We start from the raw sequence: 18,276 nt of genomic DNA, 5'->3' as shown, positions 1-18,276 counted from the left end.
GCCGGGGAGAGTTTCTAGTCGGGTTTTTTTCATGTCTTTTTTGTTTTCCCGGACACCTATCGGCGTGTCTGTTGCTTTGTTGTGCATCCATGGTGTCTGTGCAGCGCAATCTGATGAGCCTGTCAGGTCGCTCAAGGAGGTAGTCGTCACAGCCACCCGCGTGGAGCAATCAGTGACGGACCTGGTGGCTGATGTATCCATACTGGATCGCACCGATCTGGATCGCAATGGCGCGGCAAGCTTGGCGGAAGTCTTGTCCCGGGTGCCGGGTTTTGAGTTGGCCCGCAATGGTGGCCCCGGGTCCACCACTAGCGTCTATGTGCGGGGTGCGGAATCTCGCTTTATGGCGGTTTATGTTGATGGCGTGCGGATGGATTCGCAATCCACAGGTGGCGCAAGTTGGGAAGCACTTCCCGTCGCCCAGATTGACCGCATCGAAATTCTGCGCGGTCCGGCCACGGCGGTGTACGGGTCTGATGCCATCGGCGGAGTACTGCAGATTTTTACCCGCAAAGGTGAGGGTGCACCGGCCCCATACGTATCGATCGGTGCCGCGACCTATGGCACCCATCAACTCGCGGCCGGTGTGAGCGGCGGGAATGCACAGTGGGACTACGCCATCAATGCCGCCAATGACTATTCCAAGGGTTTTAATGCACGCTCCCCCAATACCGTGAATGGGGATGACGACGGCTACCGCTTGGAGTCGTACACCGGGCGTCTGGGCCTGCAATTGAATGAAGCACACCGCCTGGAACTTACGGCTCTGAGCAGTCTGCTGGATTCCGGCTATGACAGTACCGCCAAGGACGATCGCAACCTCAAGGTACTCCAAGCGGGTGGCTTGAGCTGGAAAGGTGAATGGACAGACGCGTACCGAACTACGGTGAGCATGAGCAACTCGCAGGAAAAGTACGAAACCACGCCTACCGTCTACCTGACCAAGACCGTACTGAACAACTACCTCTGGCTCAATGAATACAAGGCAGGTGCTGGCACCGCCACGCTCGCTCTGGAGCGGCGCGAAGACCAGCTCAACAACGCCAGTACCACGCCAAAAGACACCGAGCATTTCCAAAATTCTGCGGCTGTGGGTTACGGCTGGTCCAAGGGCGGGCACAGCGTGCAATTCAATGCCCGGCACGATGCAGACAGCGTTTTCGGTGGCGTCAACACCGGTGCAGTAGGTTACGGCCTCGCCCTGTCTGAGCAATGGCGTGCCACGGCTTCGGTAGGAACCTCTTTCCGGGCGCCCACTTTGTTTCAGCGTTTCAGCATCTATGGCTCTGCAGATTTGAGTGCAGAAACCAGCCGCAACACCGAACTGGGCCTGCACCGCCAGAGCGGCCCTCACTCGCTGGACGTGACCGTCTATCACAACGACGTGAACAACCTGATCAGTTTTGTGGCAAACACCGGGACTTGCCCCAGCAATCTTGGCACTGGAAGCGGCAAGGGCTGCTACTTCAACACCGCACAAGCGCGCTACAAAGGCATCACCATTGCGGCCAAGCAGGTGTTTGAGGGCTTCACGTTGCGGGGATCTTTGGACCTGGAAGACCCTAGAGATGTGCAAACCGGCAAGCTGCTGGGGCGCCGCTCTACCCATCACGGCTTGCTGGCGCTAGACACCCATGTTGCTGGCTGGCTGTGGGGAACAGAGATTCAGGCTTACTCGCAACGCTATAACGAAAACGCCAACACCAACTACCTGCCAGGCTATGTGCTGTTGAATCTGACTGCCGAGAAAAAGCTGACCAAGGATTGGAAGTTGCTGACCCGGGTAGACAATGCCACGGACACCCAGTACCAGACCGCTACGGGCTATGCGACCGCGGGCCGCTCTTTGTATGTTGGTCTGAAATGGGCACTTTGAACTCATGAATACTGCGTGCCCCGCGATTTTGATTGCCGCGCCCGCTTCCGGGCAGGGTAAGACCACCATCACCTCGGCGTTGGCGCGTTTGCACACCCGTCAGGGGCGCAAGGTCAGGGTGTTCAAGTGCGGACCGGATTTTCTGGACCCGTACTGGCATACGCTGGCCAGCGGCGCGCCGGTCTACCAGATGGACTTGTGGATGACGGGCGAGGAGGACTGCCGCGCGCGCTTGCACGCGGCGGCGCAAGAGGCCGATCTGATCCTCGTGGAAGGAGTGATGGGTTTGTTTGACGGAGACCCCAGCGCTGCCGATCTGGCGGGGAAGTTCGGTCTGCCGGTGTTGGCGGTGGTAGATGCCTCTGCCATGGCGGGCACTTTCGGGGCATTGGCCTACGGCCTTCAGCATTACCTTCCGAATCTGCCTTGGGCTGGCGTGTTGGCGAACCGTGTGGCCAGCGAGCGCCATGCCACGATGCTGCAAGGCAGCGTACGTGAGCCCGAACATTTCATGGGCGCGGTGATGCGCAATGCCGCGATGACGCTTCCGGAGCGCCATTTGGGTCTGACGGTGGCCAGTGAAGTCACGGATGCAATGGAGAGGCTGGATGCGGCGGCGGATGCGTTGGCTGAGACGCCGTTGGGGAGGATGACACTGAAGGATTTGCAGCGGTGGTCGGTGAGCTTCAGCTCTGCTGACGTGCTGCCGGAAGCTGGGGCGACAGGCCGCTCTGCTCCGTGTCCCCCGCCCGCTTTGCGGGCTCCTCCTTTACCTACGCAGAACAGCCTGTCACCCCAGCCTCCTTCCTTGTTGCACAAACGCATTGCAGTAGCCCGCGACGCAGCCTTTTGCTTTATCTATGCGGCGAACCTGGACACCCTGCGCGCACTTGGCGCTGAGCTGGTGTTTTTCTCGCCATTGGGCGATGGCACATTGCCGTCCTGTGATGCCGTGTGGATTCCCGGTGGCTACCCGGAGTTGCATGCGCAGGCGATTGCCGACAACATCTCTTTGCGCGAAAGCCTGGCTGCGCACATCGCTACGGGCAAGCCGGTGTGGGCCGAGTGTGGCGGCATGATGGCTTTGTTTGACACCTTGGTCACCACTGACGGCGCCCGCCATGCACAGTGGGGCTTGTTGCCCGGTGAGGTCACCATGCACAAGCGTTTGGCGGCCTTGGGGCCGCAGCAACTCCAGTTGCAAAGCGGCACCCTGCGCGGTCACACATTCCATTACTCCACCACCAGCACCACGCTGCAGTCCGCCACCCGCACGGCCAAACCGGACCACGACCCGCTGCCCGATGCCGGCGAGGCGGTGTGGCAGCACGGTGCTGTCCGTGCAAGTTACTTTCATGCGTGGTTTCCTTCCTGCCCGGCTGCTGTGGTCGAGCTGTTGACAGCGCCTGATGGAGTCTCTGCATGACGCACGATCTGCTGCACTTTGAGCGCGGCCCGCAACGCATTGTCTGCCTGACAGAAGAAACCACCGAGTGGCTGTATCTGCTGGGGCAGGAGCATCGCATTGTGGGTATCTCGGGCTATACCGTGCGGCCGCGCCGCGCCCGGGAAGAGAAACCCAAAGTCAGCGCGTTCTTGAGCGCCAAGACCGACAAGATCATGGACTTGCAACCAGACTGCGTGCTGGGTTTTTCTGATCTGCAGGCGGATATCGCGTCCGACCTTGTCAAGCGCGGCGTGCAAGTCACCATCTTCAACCAGCGCAGCGTGGCCGAGATTTTTTCCATGCTGTACCAGCTCGCCGCCATGGTGGGCGAGGTGGAGCAGGGCGCACAACGCATTGCGGACATGCAAGCGGATCTGCGTGCCATGCAAGCCGCGGTGGCGGCCAAGGTCGCCGCAGGTGCCCGGCGTCCCAGGGTGTTTTTTGAGGAATGGGACACGCCCCACATCAGCGCTATTCGTTGGGTCTCGGAGCTGATGGGCATCGCCGGAGGTGACGATTGCTTCCCCGAGTTGGCGCAAGAGCCCATGGGCAAGCAGCGCATCATTGCCGATGGCGCAGAGATCTTCCGCCGTAACCCCGACATCATTCTGGGCTCCTGGTGCGGCAAGAAATTCCGCCCCGAGAACGTGGCTGCGCGAGAAGGCTGGGCCGAAGTGAACGCAGTACGGCACCAGCAGCTGTTTGAGATCAAATCGCCCGACATCCTGCAACCGGGCCCGGCCGCTTTGACCGACGGTGTGCACAAGATGCATGCGCTGTTTTTGCAGTGGATGGACGCGGACCTCGCGGGAGCATTCAAGCCATGAGGACAATGACCATATCCCCCACTGAGCTGATTCTGGGTGGCCAGAAGAGTGGCAAATCCCGCCGGGCCGAACTGCTAGCCCGGCAGTGGCTGGATGCCTCGCCCGACCATGAGGCTGTGTTGATTGCCACCGCCCAACCCTGGGATGAAGAAATGCGCCAGCGCATTGCCCGCCACCAGGCTGACCGCGCCGAGCGCGTGCCCGGCATGCGCACGGTGGAAGAACCGCTTGCCTTGGCCGAAGCCATTCGCCAGCACAGCGATGCCCGCACGCTGGTGGTGGTGGACTGCCTGACGCTGTGGCTCACCAACCTGCTGATGCCAGCAGAGAATGAGTCAAACAAGGCTCCCGCGCCCATGGATACTGCGCGAGCAGCTTCTCTTTTGATTGCAATTCAGGATTCCAAGGGGCCAGTGGTCTTGGTGGGCAACGAGATCGGTCTGGGCGTGATCCCCATGGGGCGCGAGGTGCGCGCGTTTGTGGATGCGTTGGGGCGTTTGAACCAGGACGTTGCGGCCGCATGTGAGCGAGTGACCTTGATGGCAGCCGGGCTGCCTTTGACTTTGAAGGGTGCTGCCTGATGTCGTGGTGTGCAGGGATTTTTCACCGAGCATGTTTGTGGGCCGCAAGCGCAGTGGCCAAGGACTTTGCTGCGTGTCCCCCGCCCGCGTTGCGGGCTCCTCCTTTACCTTCGCAAAGCCCTTGGCCACTGCGCCTGCTCAGGTGCTGGCGGGAAGGTGGGGCGCCCATGCGTTTTGCGGAGGTCAAGGAGGAGCCTGCGCAGCAGGCGGGGGACACGCAGCAAAACGTATGGGTGCCTCGCCTGACGGTGGTGATCGCGCTGGTATTTGGCTATGCGGGTGCCACCCACGCCCTGCAAGTCACCGACGACCGCGGAGTAACCATCACCTTGCCAGCCGCGCCGCAACGCATCGTCAGCCTGCTTCCCTCATTGGCAGAAACAGTCTGTGAGCTGGGCCGCTGCGATCGCATCGTGGGGGTGGACCGCTATTCCACCTATCCGGCCAGCTTGCAAAAGCTGCCCCAGGTCGGTGGTGGGCTGGACCCGAATATCGAGATGATCGTCGCCCTCAAACCCGATGTGGTGCTCATGGCCAAGTCGTCCCGCGCAGGCGAGCGGCTGGAGTCTTTGGGCATCAAAGTGTTCGCCTTGGAGCCCAAAACCCATGCGGATGTGCAGCGTGTATTGCTCAAACTGGGCCAATTGCTGGAGGTGCAGGACGCCCAGCGCATCTGGCGCGCGATAGATGCGGGCGTGTCGGCTGCGGCCCAGTCCCTGCCCGCCAAAGCACGCGGCGCCAAGGTGTACTTTGAGGTGAACGAAGGGCCGTATGCGGCAGGTGAATCGTCCTTCATCGGCGAAACGCTGACCCGGCTGGGTGCCAAAAATATCGTGCCCGGCAAGTTGGGCCCTTTCCCCAAACTCAATCCCGAGTTCATTGTGCGGGCCAATCCGGACGTGATCCTGATCGGTCAGCGCAGCGCAGGTGCCTTGATGGCGCGGCCCGGTTGGCAGTCCATACGCGCGTTGCGTGAAAACCGGGTGTGCATTTTCCCCACGGAAGAGTCCAACGTGTTGGTGCGGCCCGGCCCGCGCATGGCCGAGGCCGCGCGCATCATGGCCAAGTGCCTGGAGACCAAGTCCCCCGTGAATGGAGGCAAGTCGTGAACAACCCCTTGGTGCGCTGGCTGGCTCTGGCAGGGGTGCTTGCAGCCCTGTTGCTGCTGGCCGTCGGCATCTGTGTGGGCAGCACCGGGTTTGAGAACTTGCTGACGCCCTTGCTGAATCCCGACCAGGATCCGGGCCAGACGGCCATGGCACAGCAGATCGTCTGGCAGATCCGGCTGCCGCGCACGGCGGGCGCTTGGGCGGCTGGTGCGCTGTTGGGCTTGGCCGGTGCGGTAGCGCAAGGCTTGTTCCGCAACCCGCTGGCGGACCCTTATCTGTTGGGCAGCGCCTCGGGCGCTTCGCTGGGCGTGGCTTTGGCTCTGGCGGCCTTGGGCGGTGGCGCAGGCATGCTGGGTGGCGGCAGCGCCGGCAGCATGATGAATGGCGCGGTTGCGGTCAGCGTGTTTTCCAGCAGCGTTTGGGTGCGCATCGGCTTGACCGGAGCGGCTTTCGTGGGCGCGGTGGCCGCAGTGATCTTGACCCTGTTGCTCAGCCGAGGTGTGGGCCACACCCTGCGCCTGTTGCTTGCGGGTGTGGTGGTGGGAGTGGTGCTGGGTGCCACTACACACCTGGTGTTGCTATTCACCCCCGATTCACTGCAAGCCATGCAGGCTTTCATGCTGGGATCTACGGCCTTTGTAGGATGGACTTCGTTCAGCCTGATGGCCGGTGTGTGGCTGGTGTGTGTGCTGGCCGCCTGGCTGTTGGCACGGGTGCTCGACGGCCTGAGCCTGGGGGATGCAACTGCACTCAGCCTGGGTCTGCCGGTGGCGCCCATGCGCGCCGCTTTGGTGGCTGTGCTGGCGCTGGCCACCGGTACGGCGGTGGCGCAAACAGGGCTGATCGCTTTTGTTGGCCTGGCAGCGCCGCACCTGGTGCGTTCTATGGTCAAAACCACCCATGCCCACCTGATGTTGCTTTCCAGCTTGGTGGGTGGTGTGCTGCTTATGTCGGCCGACACGCTGGCGCGTGGCCTGCTGGCACCGCAAGAGCTGCCAGTGGGCGTACTTACCGCAGTGCTGGGCGGTGGCTACCTTCTGTGGTTGATGCACCGTGGTGGCCGGCATAGCGGAGGTGCCGCATGACGCATGAAAATGCTAGGAAAAACATAGCTATCCGCGCAGATTCCATAAGCGCCAGCCTCGGAAATGGCATCGCAAAGCAGCAGGTGCTGCACGGTGTGTCATTAGACATAGCGGCTGGCCAATGGACCAGCATCGTCGGCCCCAATGGAGCGGGCAAGTCCACCTTGCTGCGCTGTCTGGCCGGAGTGCTGCCCCATAGCGGTACGGTGCATCTGTTGGGAAAACCCATGCAGTCACTGCCGCAGCGCGAGCGCGCCCGCCAGTTGGCCTGGCTGGGTCAGAACGAAACCTCTGCCGATGATTTGACGGTGTGGGACGTGGCCTTGCTGGGCCGCCTGCCGCACCAAGCCTGGTTGGCGCCGGCCAGCCCGGCAGACCTAGCGGCCGTAGAGCAAGCGCTTCGTGCGACCCAGTCCTGGGACTGGCGCTGCCGCCCGCTGGGCCACCTGAGCGGCGGCGAGCGTCAGCGGGTGCTACTGGCACGGGCGCTGGCGGTGCAGACCCAAGTGCTGCTTATGGACGAGCCCCTGGCCAACCTGGACCCGCCGCACCAAGCCGACTGGCTGGATGTAGTGCGCGCTTTGGTGGCGCAAGGCACCACGGTAGTGAGCGTTTTGCATGAAATCAGCATGGCCCTGCATGCCGACCAAGTGGTCGTGATGGCGCAAGGACGTATCACCCACCATGGAGGGAGCAATGATGCAAGCACCCATGCTGCGCTGGTTGACGTGTTCGACCACCGTATCGCCATCCATGCCATTGAAGGGCAGTGGGTGGCGTTGCCGAAGACCAGGCCATCGAGGGAGGACCGGAATGGTTGCTCTGCGTAGGTTAAGGAGGAGCCCGCAGGGCGGGGGACACGGAGCAGGGCATTCGTTCCGGTTCTTCCGGCGCGCTATTGGCACTTGCTGGGGAAGCCCGGGGCAGGCTTTCCGCTCCGTGTCCCCCGCCCGCGTTGCGGGCTCCTCCTTAACCTGCGCGGAAAGCCCGCCCCGGCTTCCCCTGAGCCGATTCACACTCGTAGTTTTGTCAGAGAACCCATGCACATCGAAACCCCACCCACCGAAAAGCCCTATGAAAAAGCCGAGGGCGAACGCCGCGGCATCGTCATCGTCAACACGGGCGACGGCAAAGGCAAAAGCACGGCTGCTTTCGGCCTGGCCCTGCGCGCGCATGGCCGTGGCAAGAAGGTCAAGATCTTCCAGTTCATGAAGGTGCCCACCGCCCGCTTTGGTGAACACCGCATGTTCGAGCAGATCGGCATCCCCATCGAGGGCTTGGGCGACGGCTTCAGCTGGAAAAGCCAGGACCTGGAGCACAGCGCCCAGCTGGCGCGCGACGGCTGGGCCAAGGCCAAAGCAGCCATCCTGAGCGGCGATTACTTCATGGTCACGCTGGACGAAATCACCTACCCGCTGATCTACGGCTGGATGCCGCTGGACGATGTGCTGGAAACTCTCAAGTCCCGCCCCGGTCATGTGCATGTGGTGCTGACCGGACGCCGTTGCCCACTCGAAATCATTGAGTTGGCGGATACGGTGAGCGAGATCCAGATGGTCAAACACGCGTTCAAGGCGGGCATTCCGGCCCAGCGTGGCATTGAGGACTGACAGCCCATGATCAGCACTTGGGTCCTCTGCAACGCGTTGGCGCTGCTGGTGGCATTTGCCGTGGACCACGTTTGGGGCGAACCGCCTGCGCGCCTGCACCCGGTGGTCTGGATGGGGAACTATCTGGAGCGCACCGGGGCCTGGTTGCAGCGTCGCGCGCGCCAGGACCCAGCTGTGCGGGATGTTGCAGGTTTTGTGCTGGGGGCGCTCATCTGGTGTGCGGGAGCTGCTCTGTTTTTGATCGCGTCTTTGCTCTTGCTAGGAGCTGCCTTGGAGCTGCCTTGGTGGGCCGCCGGTGTGGCTATGGGCTTGTTGCTCAAACCCATGCTGGCGTGGGCAATGCTGAAAAGTGAAGTGCAAGCCGTCGAAGCAGCCTTGGCGCAAGGGTTGGATGCAGGGCGTGAGCGACTGGCCTGGTTGGTGAGCAGGGATGTAACCCGGCTCACCGGCGTGCAGGTACGTGAGAGTGCCATTGAGACGCTGGCAGAAAACCTGAATGACTCCGTGGTCGCACCCGTGTTCTGGTTCGTGGTGCTGGGTCTGCCGGGTGCAGTGCTCTACCGATTTGCCAATACGTCAGATGCCATGTGGGGCTACCCCGGCATCTACAAGGGCCGCAATTGGGCTTGGGCCGGCAAATGGGCGGCGCGTTCCGACGATGTACTGAGCTGGGTGCCTGCCCGAGTCACGGCCGTGTTGCTCTTGCTGGTTGCAGGCCGGCGTGCATGGGCATTGCGCAGTCGATTGCCCGTCGAAGCACGAAAAACACCTTCGCCCAACAGCGGCTGGCCCATGGCGGCCATGGCTTTGGTGCTGGGTGTGGTTCTTCGAAAACCAGCGGTGTATGTGCTGAACCCTGATGGCCGGGAAGCACAGGGGGACGATATGGAAACCGCGCAGGTTTATGCCTCCAAAGCGGTGCTGGCGCTCGTGGGCTCTGCGCTGGCAGCTCTTCTTTTGATAGCGATAGGGGCTTGAGTGAAACCCGCACTTCGACTCCACGGCGGGCCTGATGCGGCAGGCGCGGCGCAGTTCGATTTCTCCACCAACTCCAACGCCTGCGGGCCGTGCCCCATGGCTTGGGCTGCGGTGCAGGCGGCTGATGCGACCCGCTACCCCGACCCCCAGTACACCGCCTTGAAGTCAGCTTTGGCAAGGCATCACAGAGTCGATCCGTGGCGGGTCGTGCTGGCGGGCAGCGCCAGCGAGTTCATCTTCCGCATCAGTGCCTGGGTGCGCCAAGCGGGTGGTAGCCGGGTGCATCTGCCGCAGCACGCATATGGCGACTACGGGCATGCCGCGCAGGCTTGGGGGCTGACACAGGCGAGCGACCCGGATGCTGCGGACTTGGTTTGGGCCTGCGACCCTGCCAGTCCCACCGGTCAAAACCACTTGGGTTGGCCCATGAATCTGGAGCGCAGCACCGTGGTGCTGGATGGCGCGTATGCGCCACTGCGTCTGAGCGGCGAGCCGGCCTTGTCTTCAAGCCGGAGCGAGAGCGTGTGGCAAATGTTCTCCCCGAACAAGGCGCTGGGACTCACGGGCGTGCGCGCCGCCTATGCCATTGCGCCGCTCCATGCACAGACTGCCGTTGCCGCTCTGGATGCCATGGCCCCGTCGTGGGTGCTGGGGGCCCACGGTGTAGCGTTGTTGCACAGCTGGACGGCACCAGACACGCAGGCGTGGGTAATGCAGAGTCTGGGTACTTTGCGTGAGTGGAAGCGCAATCAAGTCAGCGCACTTGAAAAAGCGGGTTGGACCGTGAAGTCCAGCGACGCCAATTTCTTTTGCGCCCGACCGCCCGAGGGGCGTAACCTTTCAGTCCTGCTGCCCACCTTGCGCGCTCGTGGCATCAAACTCCGTGACACCACATCCTTTGGATTGCCCGGTTGGGCACGGCTCGGCGTTCTGCCGCCTGATGCCGTCGATGCCCTTGTTGCCAACCTGAAATCTGGAAACTGACCATGCGACATTCTTCAAGTAGCCGGCGAGTGTGGATGCTTGCTTTGGCCTTAAAGGGCCTGGCACTGTGGGCGCCCGCCGCCATCGCCCAGCCCAAGCCCTGCGCCATATTGCTGATGCATGGTAAGTGGGGCCACCCGAACAACCTCGCTGGTTTCGGCCGGCAGATGGAGCCCGCCTGCGACACGCAGAGCATCGAAATGCCCTGGTCCCGCAGACGCAATTACGACCAACCGTATCCCGTCGCCATCTCCGAGATCGCAGCCCAAGTCAAAGCGCTGCGCGACAAGGGCTACGCGCGGGTGCTGTTGGCAGGACACAGTTTTGGGGCGAATGCGGCCTTGGCCTACATGGCGACCCAAGGCGATGCGGATGGGGTGATTGCCTTGGCACCAGGGCATTCGCCGGCTTTCACCTATGGCCGGGGTATCGGCAAGGCGTCTGTGGATCAAGCGCGCCAGATGGTGCTTGAGGGCAAGGGCGCTGACATGCTGGACATGGAAGACCTTAACCAGGGCAAGTCGCGCCCCGTGCGCATGCGGGCGGATGTGCTGCTGAGCTACTTTGACCCTGAAGGCTTGGGGCACATGCCCTTGAGCGCGTCCAGGTTCAAGAAAGCAGTGCCCTTTATCTGGGTGATCGGCACCAAGGACCCGCTGTATTCCGGCGGCCCCTCCTACGCATTCGAGAAAGCGCCAGCACACCCTGCCAGCAAGTACCTCGTGGTGGACGCAGACCACATGGGCACGCCGGAGGTGGCAGCCACGCAAGTGTTGGAATGGGTGAGGGCGCTGCCATGACTGCCCAATGCATCATGGTGCTGGGCACCACCAGTGGCGCTGGCAAAAGCTGGCTGACGACGGCGCTATGCCGCTACTACGCGCGGCAAGGACTCAAAGTGGCGCCTTTTAAAGCGCAGAACATGAGCAATAACGCAAGAGTGGTTGCGTCTGAGAATGGGCAGGGTGAGATAGGTTCAGCCCAGTACTTCCAATCACTCGCCGCGAACGCAGTTCCCGATGTGCGCATGAACCCCCTGCTGTTGAAGCCTGAGCGCGACACTCACAGCCAGGTGGTGTTGATGGGGCAGGTAAGCCCCGAACTCACGGCCTTGCCATGGCGCGGTCGCAGCCTCAAGGTGTGGCCCCAGATCGCGGCGGCATTGGACGAACTGCGCGCTGAAAACGATGTGGTGGTGATCGAGGGAGCGGGCTCACCCGCCGAGATCAACCTCTCCAGCAGTGACATTGTGAATATGCGGGTGGCCAAGCATTGCAACGCAGCCTGCTTGCTGGTGACCGACATCGACCGCGGTGGTGCGTTTGCGCACCTCTATGGCACCTGGGCCTTGCTGCCCGAGGATGAGCGGGCCTTGATCAAGGGCTTTGTACTCAACAAGTTCCGCGGTGATGCTTCGCTGTTGTCGCCGGCCCCTGAGATGCTGCAGGAAATGACTGGCGTACCTACGGTGGCCGTGCTACCCATGTGGTGGCAGCACGGCCTGCCGGAGGAAGACGGCGTGTTTGACGACCGCAGTGTGGCGCGCGGTTCGGTCAATCTGACTGTGGCGGTGATTGCCTACCCGCGTATCAGCAATCTGGACGAGTTCCAGCCGCTCAAGAATATTCCGGGGCTCAGGTTGCAGTGGGTGCGAAGCCCCAGCGAGTTGGCGGGCTTGAAACCTGGCGACTGGATCATCCTGCCCGGGTCCAAGCACACCTGCGGTGACTTGGCATGGTTGCGGGAACAGGGGCTGGATGCTGCGGTGGCGCAGCATGCGGAGCGGGGTGGGGCGGTGTTGGGGGTTTGTGGTGGTTTGCAGATGTTGGGCGAGGCGTTGATTGACCCGCACGGAATCGATGGCAATGCGCCCGGACTGGGCTTGTTGCCGCTGGTGACGGTGTTTGCGGAGGACAAGACGGTTCGGCATACATCCACGCGATTTACTTCTTCTTGGCAGGCGCAAGCCGAAGGAGGCATGGCCGGGGGCCTCATGCTGCCAAACGCGCAGAAATCGGCCCCCGGCCATGCCCCCTCCGGCTCGGTTGTTGGCAGAGGTGATGCCGGAACAGCTTCTCCTTGGGCTTCACTCGCTGGCGTGCCTGTGTCCGGCTATGAAATTCACCATGGCCTAACGGCCCAGCATGTAGCTATGGCTGTGGCAGGCAACTTGGCTCAAGCCGTCTTGCCCGACGACCTCGGCTGGTGCAATGCCGCCGGCAACGTGATGGGCGTTTATTTGCACGGCATATTGGAAGATGCCGCTGTCTTGCAGGCCTTGTTCGGTGCGCGTTTGCGGGGTGATGTGCCTACTTTGGACAAGGTGTTTGATGGTTTGGCGGACTACATCGGGAACCACTTTGACGCGGGCGTGTTGGACGCAATGGTGGCGCGTTAGCAGAGCCTTGTGAGGTGCGGTTGTTCACTAGAGCACTGCTATCATCGATGCCTTCAGGTGCCCCTTGCCACGGTTTGGGGAGAATCGGGAAGACGGTGCAAATCCGTCGCGTGCCCAACGCTGTAAGGATGATGACTCGCGCTCAATGCCACTGGCTGCCAAGGCCGGGAGGGCGCGTCGGGTCAGGTGATTCCAAGCCAGAAGACCGGCCTGATGTTGTTCATGCACAGCAAGGCCGGGCTGTGCTTCTTTGATTCAGCACAGGGGAATGCCATGAATTCATCGTCGGCGCACGCCGCATCGGGCCCGCACGCCCAATCTACCGAAACTCAAAACGACACCGCAGCCGCTTGGGACCTTGCTCTGGGGCGGACTGTCCTGGCCGATATTGCCGATCCGGCATTGACGCAAGCGCTACAAGACACGCTCAATAACAAAACCAAACCGCTGGGTTCACTCGGGCGCCTGGAAGATGCGGCGCTCAAAATCGGCCAAATTCTTGGTAGCACTGCACCGGCGCTGGAGCATCCGCAAATGGTGGTGTTTGCGGGTGATCATGGGCTCACGGCTCGCGGCATTTCGGCATTTCCGAGTGATGTGACCTGGCAGATGGTAGAGAACTTTCTGGCCGGTGGCGCGGCAGTGAGCGTGCTCTCCAAACAGAATGGCATTGCCTTGACGGTGGTGGATTGCGGTGTGAAGCACGACTTTCTGGCTGGCTTACCCGCGGGTGCTACGAGGGCCGGCTTGCAGGTGCGCAAGGCGCCCGGTGCAGAGCGGGGTACTGCGGATTCTTCTGCGCAGCCCGCAATGACGGCTGCCCAGCGTGACCAAGCCTTGCAACATGGCATGGAACTCGTAAGGGGCTTGCCAGGTAATGCTTTGCTGTTGGGAGAGATGGGCATAGGCAACACATCGGCCGCTTCCATGTTGCTGTCGCGCTTGGGCGGCTTGGACATCGCGGTGTGTACCGGAGCCGGTACTGGCTTGGATGCTCCGGCGGTCCAGCGCAAAACCGATGTGCTGCGCGAGGTGCTGTCCTTGCATGCCGGTGCGAAAGCGCCCCTAGATGCGTTGGCGGCGTTCGGTGGCTTTGAAATCGCCACCATGGTGGGCGCCGTGTTGCAGGCGGCCCATGAGCGGCGGGTGATTGTGGTGGACGGCTTTATTGCCACCAGCGCCATCGTGGTGGCGCATGCCTTGCAGCCATTGGTCTTGCAACGTTGCGTGTTTGCGCATCGCTCCGGGGAGCGCGGTCATGAGTTCATGCTGCAACACCTGGGCGTGCAGGTGCTGCTGGATTTGGGCTTGCGCTTGGGCGAAGGCTCTGGTGCGGCGCTGGCCTGGCCGCTGCTGCAGTCTGCCTGCGCCATCTTGCGCGACATGGCGAGCTTTGCTACGGCGGGCGTGTCTGAAAAGGCAGACGGCCACGTGGCGGTGGTCTGAACTCTGCATTTCACAACAATGCGCAGTTTCATTCGCCATTACTTGCTGGCTCTGCAGTTTTTCAGCCGTGTGCCGGTGACCGGTCGCTTGGCGGATTGGGTGGGCTTCAGCCCGGCTATGCTGCGCGCCAGTGCGGCGCACTTCCCCGGCGTGGGCTGGCTGGTGGGGGGGGGGCGGTAGCGCTGCTCACCTGGGGCTTGTGGGCCCTGCTGCCGCCCAGCCCTTATTCACCTCTGGTGGCGGCTGCCTTGGGTACGGTCTTGAGCGTGGTGATGACCGGCGCCTTCCATGAAGATGGTTTGGCCGATGTGGCAGATGGACTCGGCGGCAGCCTGAACCGGGAACGTGCTCTGGACATCATGAAAGACTCCCGCGTCGGAGCCTTCGGTGCCATTGCCGTCATGCTGGCGCTGCTGTGCAAAGTGGCCTTGCTGGCGCTTTTGGGCTCTGTGGGCCTGAGTGTGATGGTGGGGGCGGTGTTCGCCGGGCATGTGGTGTCGCGCACGTGGCCGCTTTTGACCATCCGCCTGCTGCCGCATGTGGGCGATACCGCGCAGTCCAAGTCCAAACCACTGGCAGACCAGATTTCTTTGACCGCTTTGCTCGTGGCTGCTGTGTGGTGTTTTGGGGCCTTGGCGCTCACCGCTGCTGCGCCGGCAGCTATAGAAATGGTAGCAATGCCATTCTCTCCCTCGGACTGGCGCCGGGCATTGCTCGTTGGCATGTTGGCTGCAGCAGTGGCATGGCTTTGGATGTACCGCTGGTTTTCACGGCGTTTGCAGGGCTTCACCGGTGACTGCCTGGGTGCCACACAGCAGGTGTGCGAAATAGCCTTCTACCTCGGAATGGCCTGTGCGCTTGGGGGCCCTGCGTGACGCTGTGGCTGGCCCGGCACGCCAAGGTCATGGCGGAGCCCGGCCTGTGTTACGGCGCGTTGGAGCTGGGTAGTGAGCCAGCCGCCACACAGGTGGCCGCCAGCGCCCTTGCGCAGGAATTGCCGCTTGGCATTGCCTTGCGGTGCTCGCCACGTGTGCGCTGTCGCGAGTTGGCGGCGGCGTTGCGCAGTGTGCGGGCAGACTTGCCTGAAGTAGTGATCGACGCCCGGTTGGCAGAGATGGACTTCGGCCACTGGGAGGGCAAGCGCTGGAGCGACATAGGCAAGGATGCGGTGGACGCATGGACGGCGGACTTCTGGGCCCATCGATTCGGCGGGAAGCAGAGCGTGGCGGAGTTCATGGCAGGAGTTTCCGAGGCGTGGAAGGAGCACTTGCAACGTCAGCAGGATGAGGTATGGATCACGCACGCCGGTGTGATACGGGGCTGCGATCTCCTGCGGCGGGGCTTTCGGGGCCCTGTTCAGTCACACGAGTGGGTCGGTCCAGAAGTGCCCACGGGAGCCTGGTTGCGTTTGTAAGGGTCTATTAACGATAAAAAATCGTTAATGAACTTGTAACGATGTTCGTGCGGCTCTCGGTATTTCCCCTAGTGTAGAACGCAAGAAATCTGGTGGACACTTCGTCTACTGTCCGAACTAACTCATGCAGTCCATGGGCGGCGGTAGGAAAAAGTTGATTCAACACAGACGCCCATACCGGGTAATTATTCTGGAGACATACATGAAATTTCAACGTCAATTGACCGCTTTGGCACTGGCCATGGCAGCCGGTTCCTCTTTTGCTCAGCTGACCGTCGGCGTGAGCTTCGACGCGTACCAGGAAGAACGCTGGAAGACTGACGAAGCAGCTATCAAGGCCGAGTTGGCCAAGAGCGGCGCCAAGTACATCATGTCTGACGCTGGTTCCTCTACCGAAAAGCAATTGACTGACATCGACAGCTTGATCGCCAAGGGCGCCAAGGTCCTGATCATTCTGGCCCGCGACAAGGACGCCATCCTGCCTGCCGTGAACAAGGCTGCCCAGCTGAAGATCCCAGTGATCGCTTATGACCGTTTGTTCGAAGCTCCCGGCACCACCTACATCACTTTCGACAACAAGGAAGTGGGCCGTATGACTGCACGTGCGATTTTGGCTGTCAAGCCAAAGGGCAACTACGCGATCATCAAGGGTGACCCAGGCGACAACAACGCCAACTTCCTGCGTGAAGGCCAAGGCGAAGTTCTGGAAGCCGCAATCAAGAGCGGTGACGTGAAGATCGTTGGTGAAGAGTTCACTGCCGGTTGGAACCCACAGAACGCCCAGAAGAACATGGAACAGATCCTGACCAAGAACGGCAACAAGGTTGACGCCGTTGTGGCTCAGAACGACGGTATGGCCGGTGGCGTAGTGGCTGCTTTGACTGCCAAGGGCTTGCAAGGTATTCCAGTGTCCGGTCAAGACGGCGACCACGCTGCTCTGAACCGCGTGGCTCTGGGTACCCAGACTGTGTCCGTGTGGAAGAACTCTGCTGACCTCGGTACCGCTGCAGCCAAGGCTGCTGTGGAGCTGGGTTCCGGCAAGCCTGTGACCGGTGCTGGTGACTGGGCTGGCGGCCCCAAGAAGGTGACTCTGAAGTCCATCTTCCTGAAGCCTATCCCTGTGACCCAAGCCAACCTGGATGTGGTCTTGAAGGCTGGCTACATCAAGAAAGACGTTCTGTGCAAGGGCGTGGATGTGTCCAAAGTGGCAGCTTGCAAGTAAGCGTTTCTTCTAACTTTAGTTAGCCATTCACCGCGGGCCGGGCTTGTGCTTGGTGCCCGCGGTGTCGTTTTAGAACTCCGTTTTCGGTTTCGTTTGGGGAAGTCAATGAATCAAGCTCTAAAAAACTTGAAGCATTCGGCCATCGATTGGCGCATGGTGCTGATGACCGCAGTGTTGGTGGTCACCACCGTTGTTTTTAATGTTCTGTCTGGCGGTATCTTTTTCTCTGCCGAAAACCTCTACAACATTGCACAGCAGACTGCGGTGGTCGGCATTCTTGCGACCGTCATGGTGCTCATTATTGTGGCCCGTCACATCGACCTCTCCGTGGGTTCGGTGATGGGCTTTGTAGGTGTGCTCATTGCGTTCTTGATGTACACCTTGGATTGGTCTTGGCCGACAGCTTGTTTGGCTGGACTTGCGGCTGCCATAGTCGTTGCGGTCTACCAGGGCTTGTTGACGGCCTATGTGGGTGTGCCGTCTTTTGTGGTGACCCTGGGGGGCTTGATGTCCTTCCGCGGCGCAGCTTATCTGGTGGCTGATGGCAAGACCCAGCCATTGTCCGATCCCTTCTTTCTGAAGCTCGGTGGTGGCTTCAATGGCGGCATAGGCACCACAGCCAGCTGGATTCTGGGTGGCGTGATTTCCTTGTGCATTTTCTTGTCCATGCTCGCCAAGCGCCGCTCCAAGCAGCGTTATGACGTGCCGACCAACCCTTTGGGTCTGGACATCGCACTGTCTTTGATTCCCATCGTTCTGGTAATGGGATTCGTTGCGGTGATGAATGCATATCAAATCCCCGGCAAGGATGACGCTCAGGGCGTACCCATCCCCGTGTTGATCTGGGGTGCCGTGGCCGTGATCATGGCGTTCATCGTGCACCGTACGCGCTTCGGCCGTTACGTGTTTGCCATGGGCGGCAACCCTGATGCTGCAGCCTTGGTGGGTATTCCGGTCAAGCGCGTCACCATGATGCTGTTTCTGCTGTTGGCGGTGCTCACAACCATCGCCGCGATTGTGGCGATTTCCCGTCTGAATGCCGGTACCAACTCCCTGGGTAACAACCTTGAGTTGCTGGTGATTGCCGCAACGGTGATCGGCGGCACAGCGCTGGCGGGCGGTAGCGGGACAATTCTGGGCTCCGTGTTGGGTGCCCTGATCATGCAATGTATTGACAGTGGCATGTTGCTGCTGGATGTGTCCATCGGTACCCGCTATGTGATCATCGGCCAGGTGCTCATTGCAGCTGTGGTCTTTGATGTGGCTTATCGCAAATGGACGGGAGATGTGCTGTGAGCG

Annotated in this window: 16 protein-coding genes, 1 pseudogene and 1 riboswitch; all 17 genes and pseudogenes read left to right on the top strand. The window is 61.3% G+C overall.

The window, feature by feature from the left end; translation table 11 throughout:
• Positions 1–31 precede the first annotated feature (31 nt).
• The gene (locus ACOAP0_RS01115) at positions 32–1,876 is read left to right on the top strand and encodes a TonB-dependent receptor domain-containing protein (protein WP_498375951.1); all 1,845 of its coding nucleotides are present in this window, start codon (positions 32–34) and stop codon (positions 1,874–1,876) included.
• 4 nt (positions 1,877–1,880) lie between these two features.
• Positions 1,881–3,302, top strand: a complete 1,422-nt coding sequence (locus ACOAP0_RS01110) for a cobyrinic acid a,c-diamide synthase CobB (protein WP_498375952.1) — start codon at positions 1,881–1,883, stop codon at positions 3,300–3,302.
• Positions 3,299–4,150, top strand: a complete 852-nt coding sequence (locus ACOAP0_RS01105; protein WP_498375954.1) for an ABC transporter substrate-binding protein — start codon at positions 3,299–3,301, stop codon at positions 4,148–4,150. Before ACOAP0_RS01110 ends, ACOAP0_RS01105 begins: the two co-directional genes overlap by 4 nt.
• A 5-nt stretch (positions 4,151–4,155) precedes the next feature.
• The gene (cobU, locus tag ACOAP0_RS01100; protein ID WP_498375955.1) at positions 4,156–4,731 is read left to right on the top strand and encodes a bifunctional adenosylcobinamide kinase/adenosylcobinamide-phosphate guanylyltransferase; all 576 of its coding nucleotides are present in this window, start codon (positions 4,156–4,158) and stop codon (positions 4,729–4,731) included.
• A 167-nt stretch (positions 4,732–4,898) separates the two neighbouring features.
• The gene (locus tag ACOAP0_RS01095) at positions 4,899–5,840 is read left to right on the top strand and encodes an ABC transporter substrate-binding protein (protein WP_498375956.1); all 942 of its coding nucleotides are present in this window, start codon (positions 4,899–4,901) and stop codon (positions 5,838–5,840) included.
• Positions 5,837–6,925 (top strand): FecCD family ABC transporter permease, encoded by a 1,089-nt coding sequence (locus ACOAP0_RS01090; RefSeq protein WP_498375957.1) that lies wholly within the window; start codon positions 5,837–5,839, stop codon positions 6,923–6,925. The genes ACOAP0_RS01095 and ACOAP0_RS01090 overlap by 4 nt, the downstream gene beginning before the upstream one ends.
• A complete protein-coding gene (locus ACOAP0_RS01085) occupies positions 6,922–7,755 on the top strand; it encodes an ABC transporter ATP-binding protein (RefSeq protein WP_498375958.1) in 834 nt (277 codons plus the stop codon). The genes ACOAP0_RS01090 and ACOAP0_RS01085 overlap by 4 nt, the downstream gene beginning before the upstream one ends.
• Before the next feature lie 210 nt (positions 7,756–7,965).
• Complete coding sequence (gene cobO, locus ACOAP0_RS01080) at positions 7,966–8,535, top strand: cob(I)yrinic acid a,c-diamide adenosyltransferase (protein WP_498375959.1); 570 nt, start codon at positions 7,966–7,968, stop codon at positions 8,533–8,535.
• 6 nt (positions 8,536–8,541) lie between these two features.
• A complete protein-coding gene (gene cbiB, locus ACOAP0_RS01075; protein ID WP_498375960.1) occupies positions 8,542–9,513 on the top strand; it encodes an adenosylcobinamide-phosphate synthase CbiB in 972 nt (323 codons plus the stop codon).
• On the top strand, positions 9,514–10,497 hold the full coding sequence (locus ACOAP0_RS01070) for an aminotransferase class I/II-fold pyridoxal phosphate-dependent enzyme (protein ID WP_498375961.1): 984 nt from the start codon (positions 9,514–9,516) through the stop codon (positions 10,495–10,497).
• Positions 10,498–10,499: 2 nt separating this feature from the next.
• Entirely contained in the window at positions 10,500–11,297 is a 798-nt protein-coding gene (locus ACOAP0_RS01065; protein ID WP_498375962.1) for an alpha/beta hydrolase, read from the top strand.
• Positions 11,294–12,895, top strand: a complete 1,602-nt coding sequence (locus ACOAP0_RS01060) for a cobyric acid synthase (RefSeq protein WP_498375963.1) — start codon at positions 11,294–11,296, stop codon at positions 12,893–12,895. The genes ACOAP0_RS01065 and ACOAP0_RS01060 overlap by 4 nt, the downstream gene beginning before the upstream one ends.
• 38 nt (positions 12,896–12,933) lie before the next feature.
• Positions 12,934–13,123, top strand: a riboswitch (cobalamin riboswitch).
• Positions 13,124–13,168: 45 nt separating this feature from the next.
• Positions 13,169–14,341 carry a nicotinate-nucleotide--dimethylbenzimidazole phosphoribosyltransferase gene (gene cobT, locus ACOAP0_RS01055; protein WP_498375964.1) on the top strand — a complete coding sequence of 391 codons (1,173 nt, stop codon included), beginning with the start codon at positions 13,169–13,171 and terminating at the stop codon, positions 14,339–14,341.
• Between the two features lie 18 nt (positions 14,342–14,359).
• Positions 14,360–15,216, top strand: a pseudogene (locus ACOAP0_RS01050) (adenosylcobinamide-GDP ribazoletransferase).
• Entirely contained in the window at positions 15,213–15,755 is a 543-nt protein-coding gene (locus ACOAP0_RS01045; RefSeq protein ID WP_498375966.1) for a histidine phosphatase family protein, read from the top strand. The pseudogene ACOAP0_RS01050 and the gene ACOAP0_RS01045 overlap by 4 nt, the downstream one beginning before the upstream one ends.
• Before the next feature lie 202 nt (positions 15,756–15,957).
• Positions 15,958–16,977 carry a substrate-binding domain-containing protein gene (locus ACOAP0_RS01040; protein ID WP_498391289.1) on the top strand — a complete coding sequence of 340 codons (1,020 nt, stop codon included), beginning with the start codon at positions 15,958–15,960 and terminating at the stop codon, positions 16,975–16,977.
• Positions 16,978–17,082: 105 nt separating this feature from the next.
• Positions 17,083–18,273, top strand: coding sequence for a sugar ABC transporter permease (locus tag ACOAP0_RS01035; RefSeq protein ID WP_498375969.1), 1,191 nt, complete (start codon positions 17,083–17,085; stop codon positions 18,271–18,273).
• Positions 18,274–18,276: the final 3 nt, after the last annotated feature.

The organism is Curvibacter sp. Hmag1.1, from assembly GCF_059769165.1.
The sequence above is the reverse complement of the archived record's forward strand: the minus strand, read 5'-3'. Positions and strand labels throughout refer to the sequence as shown.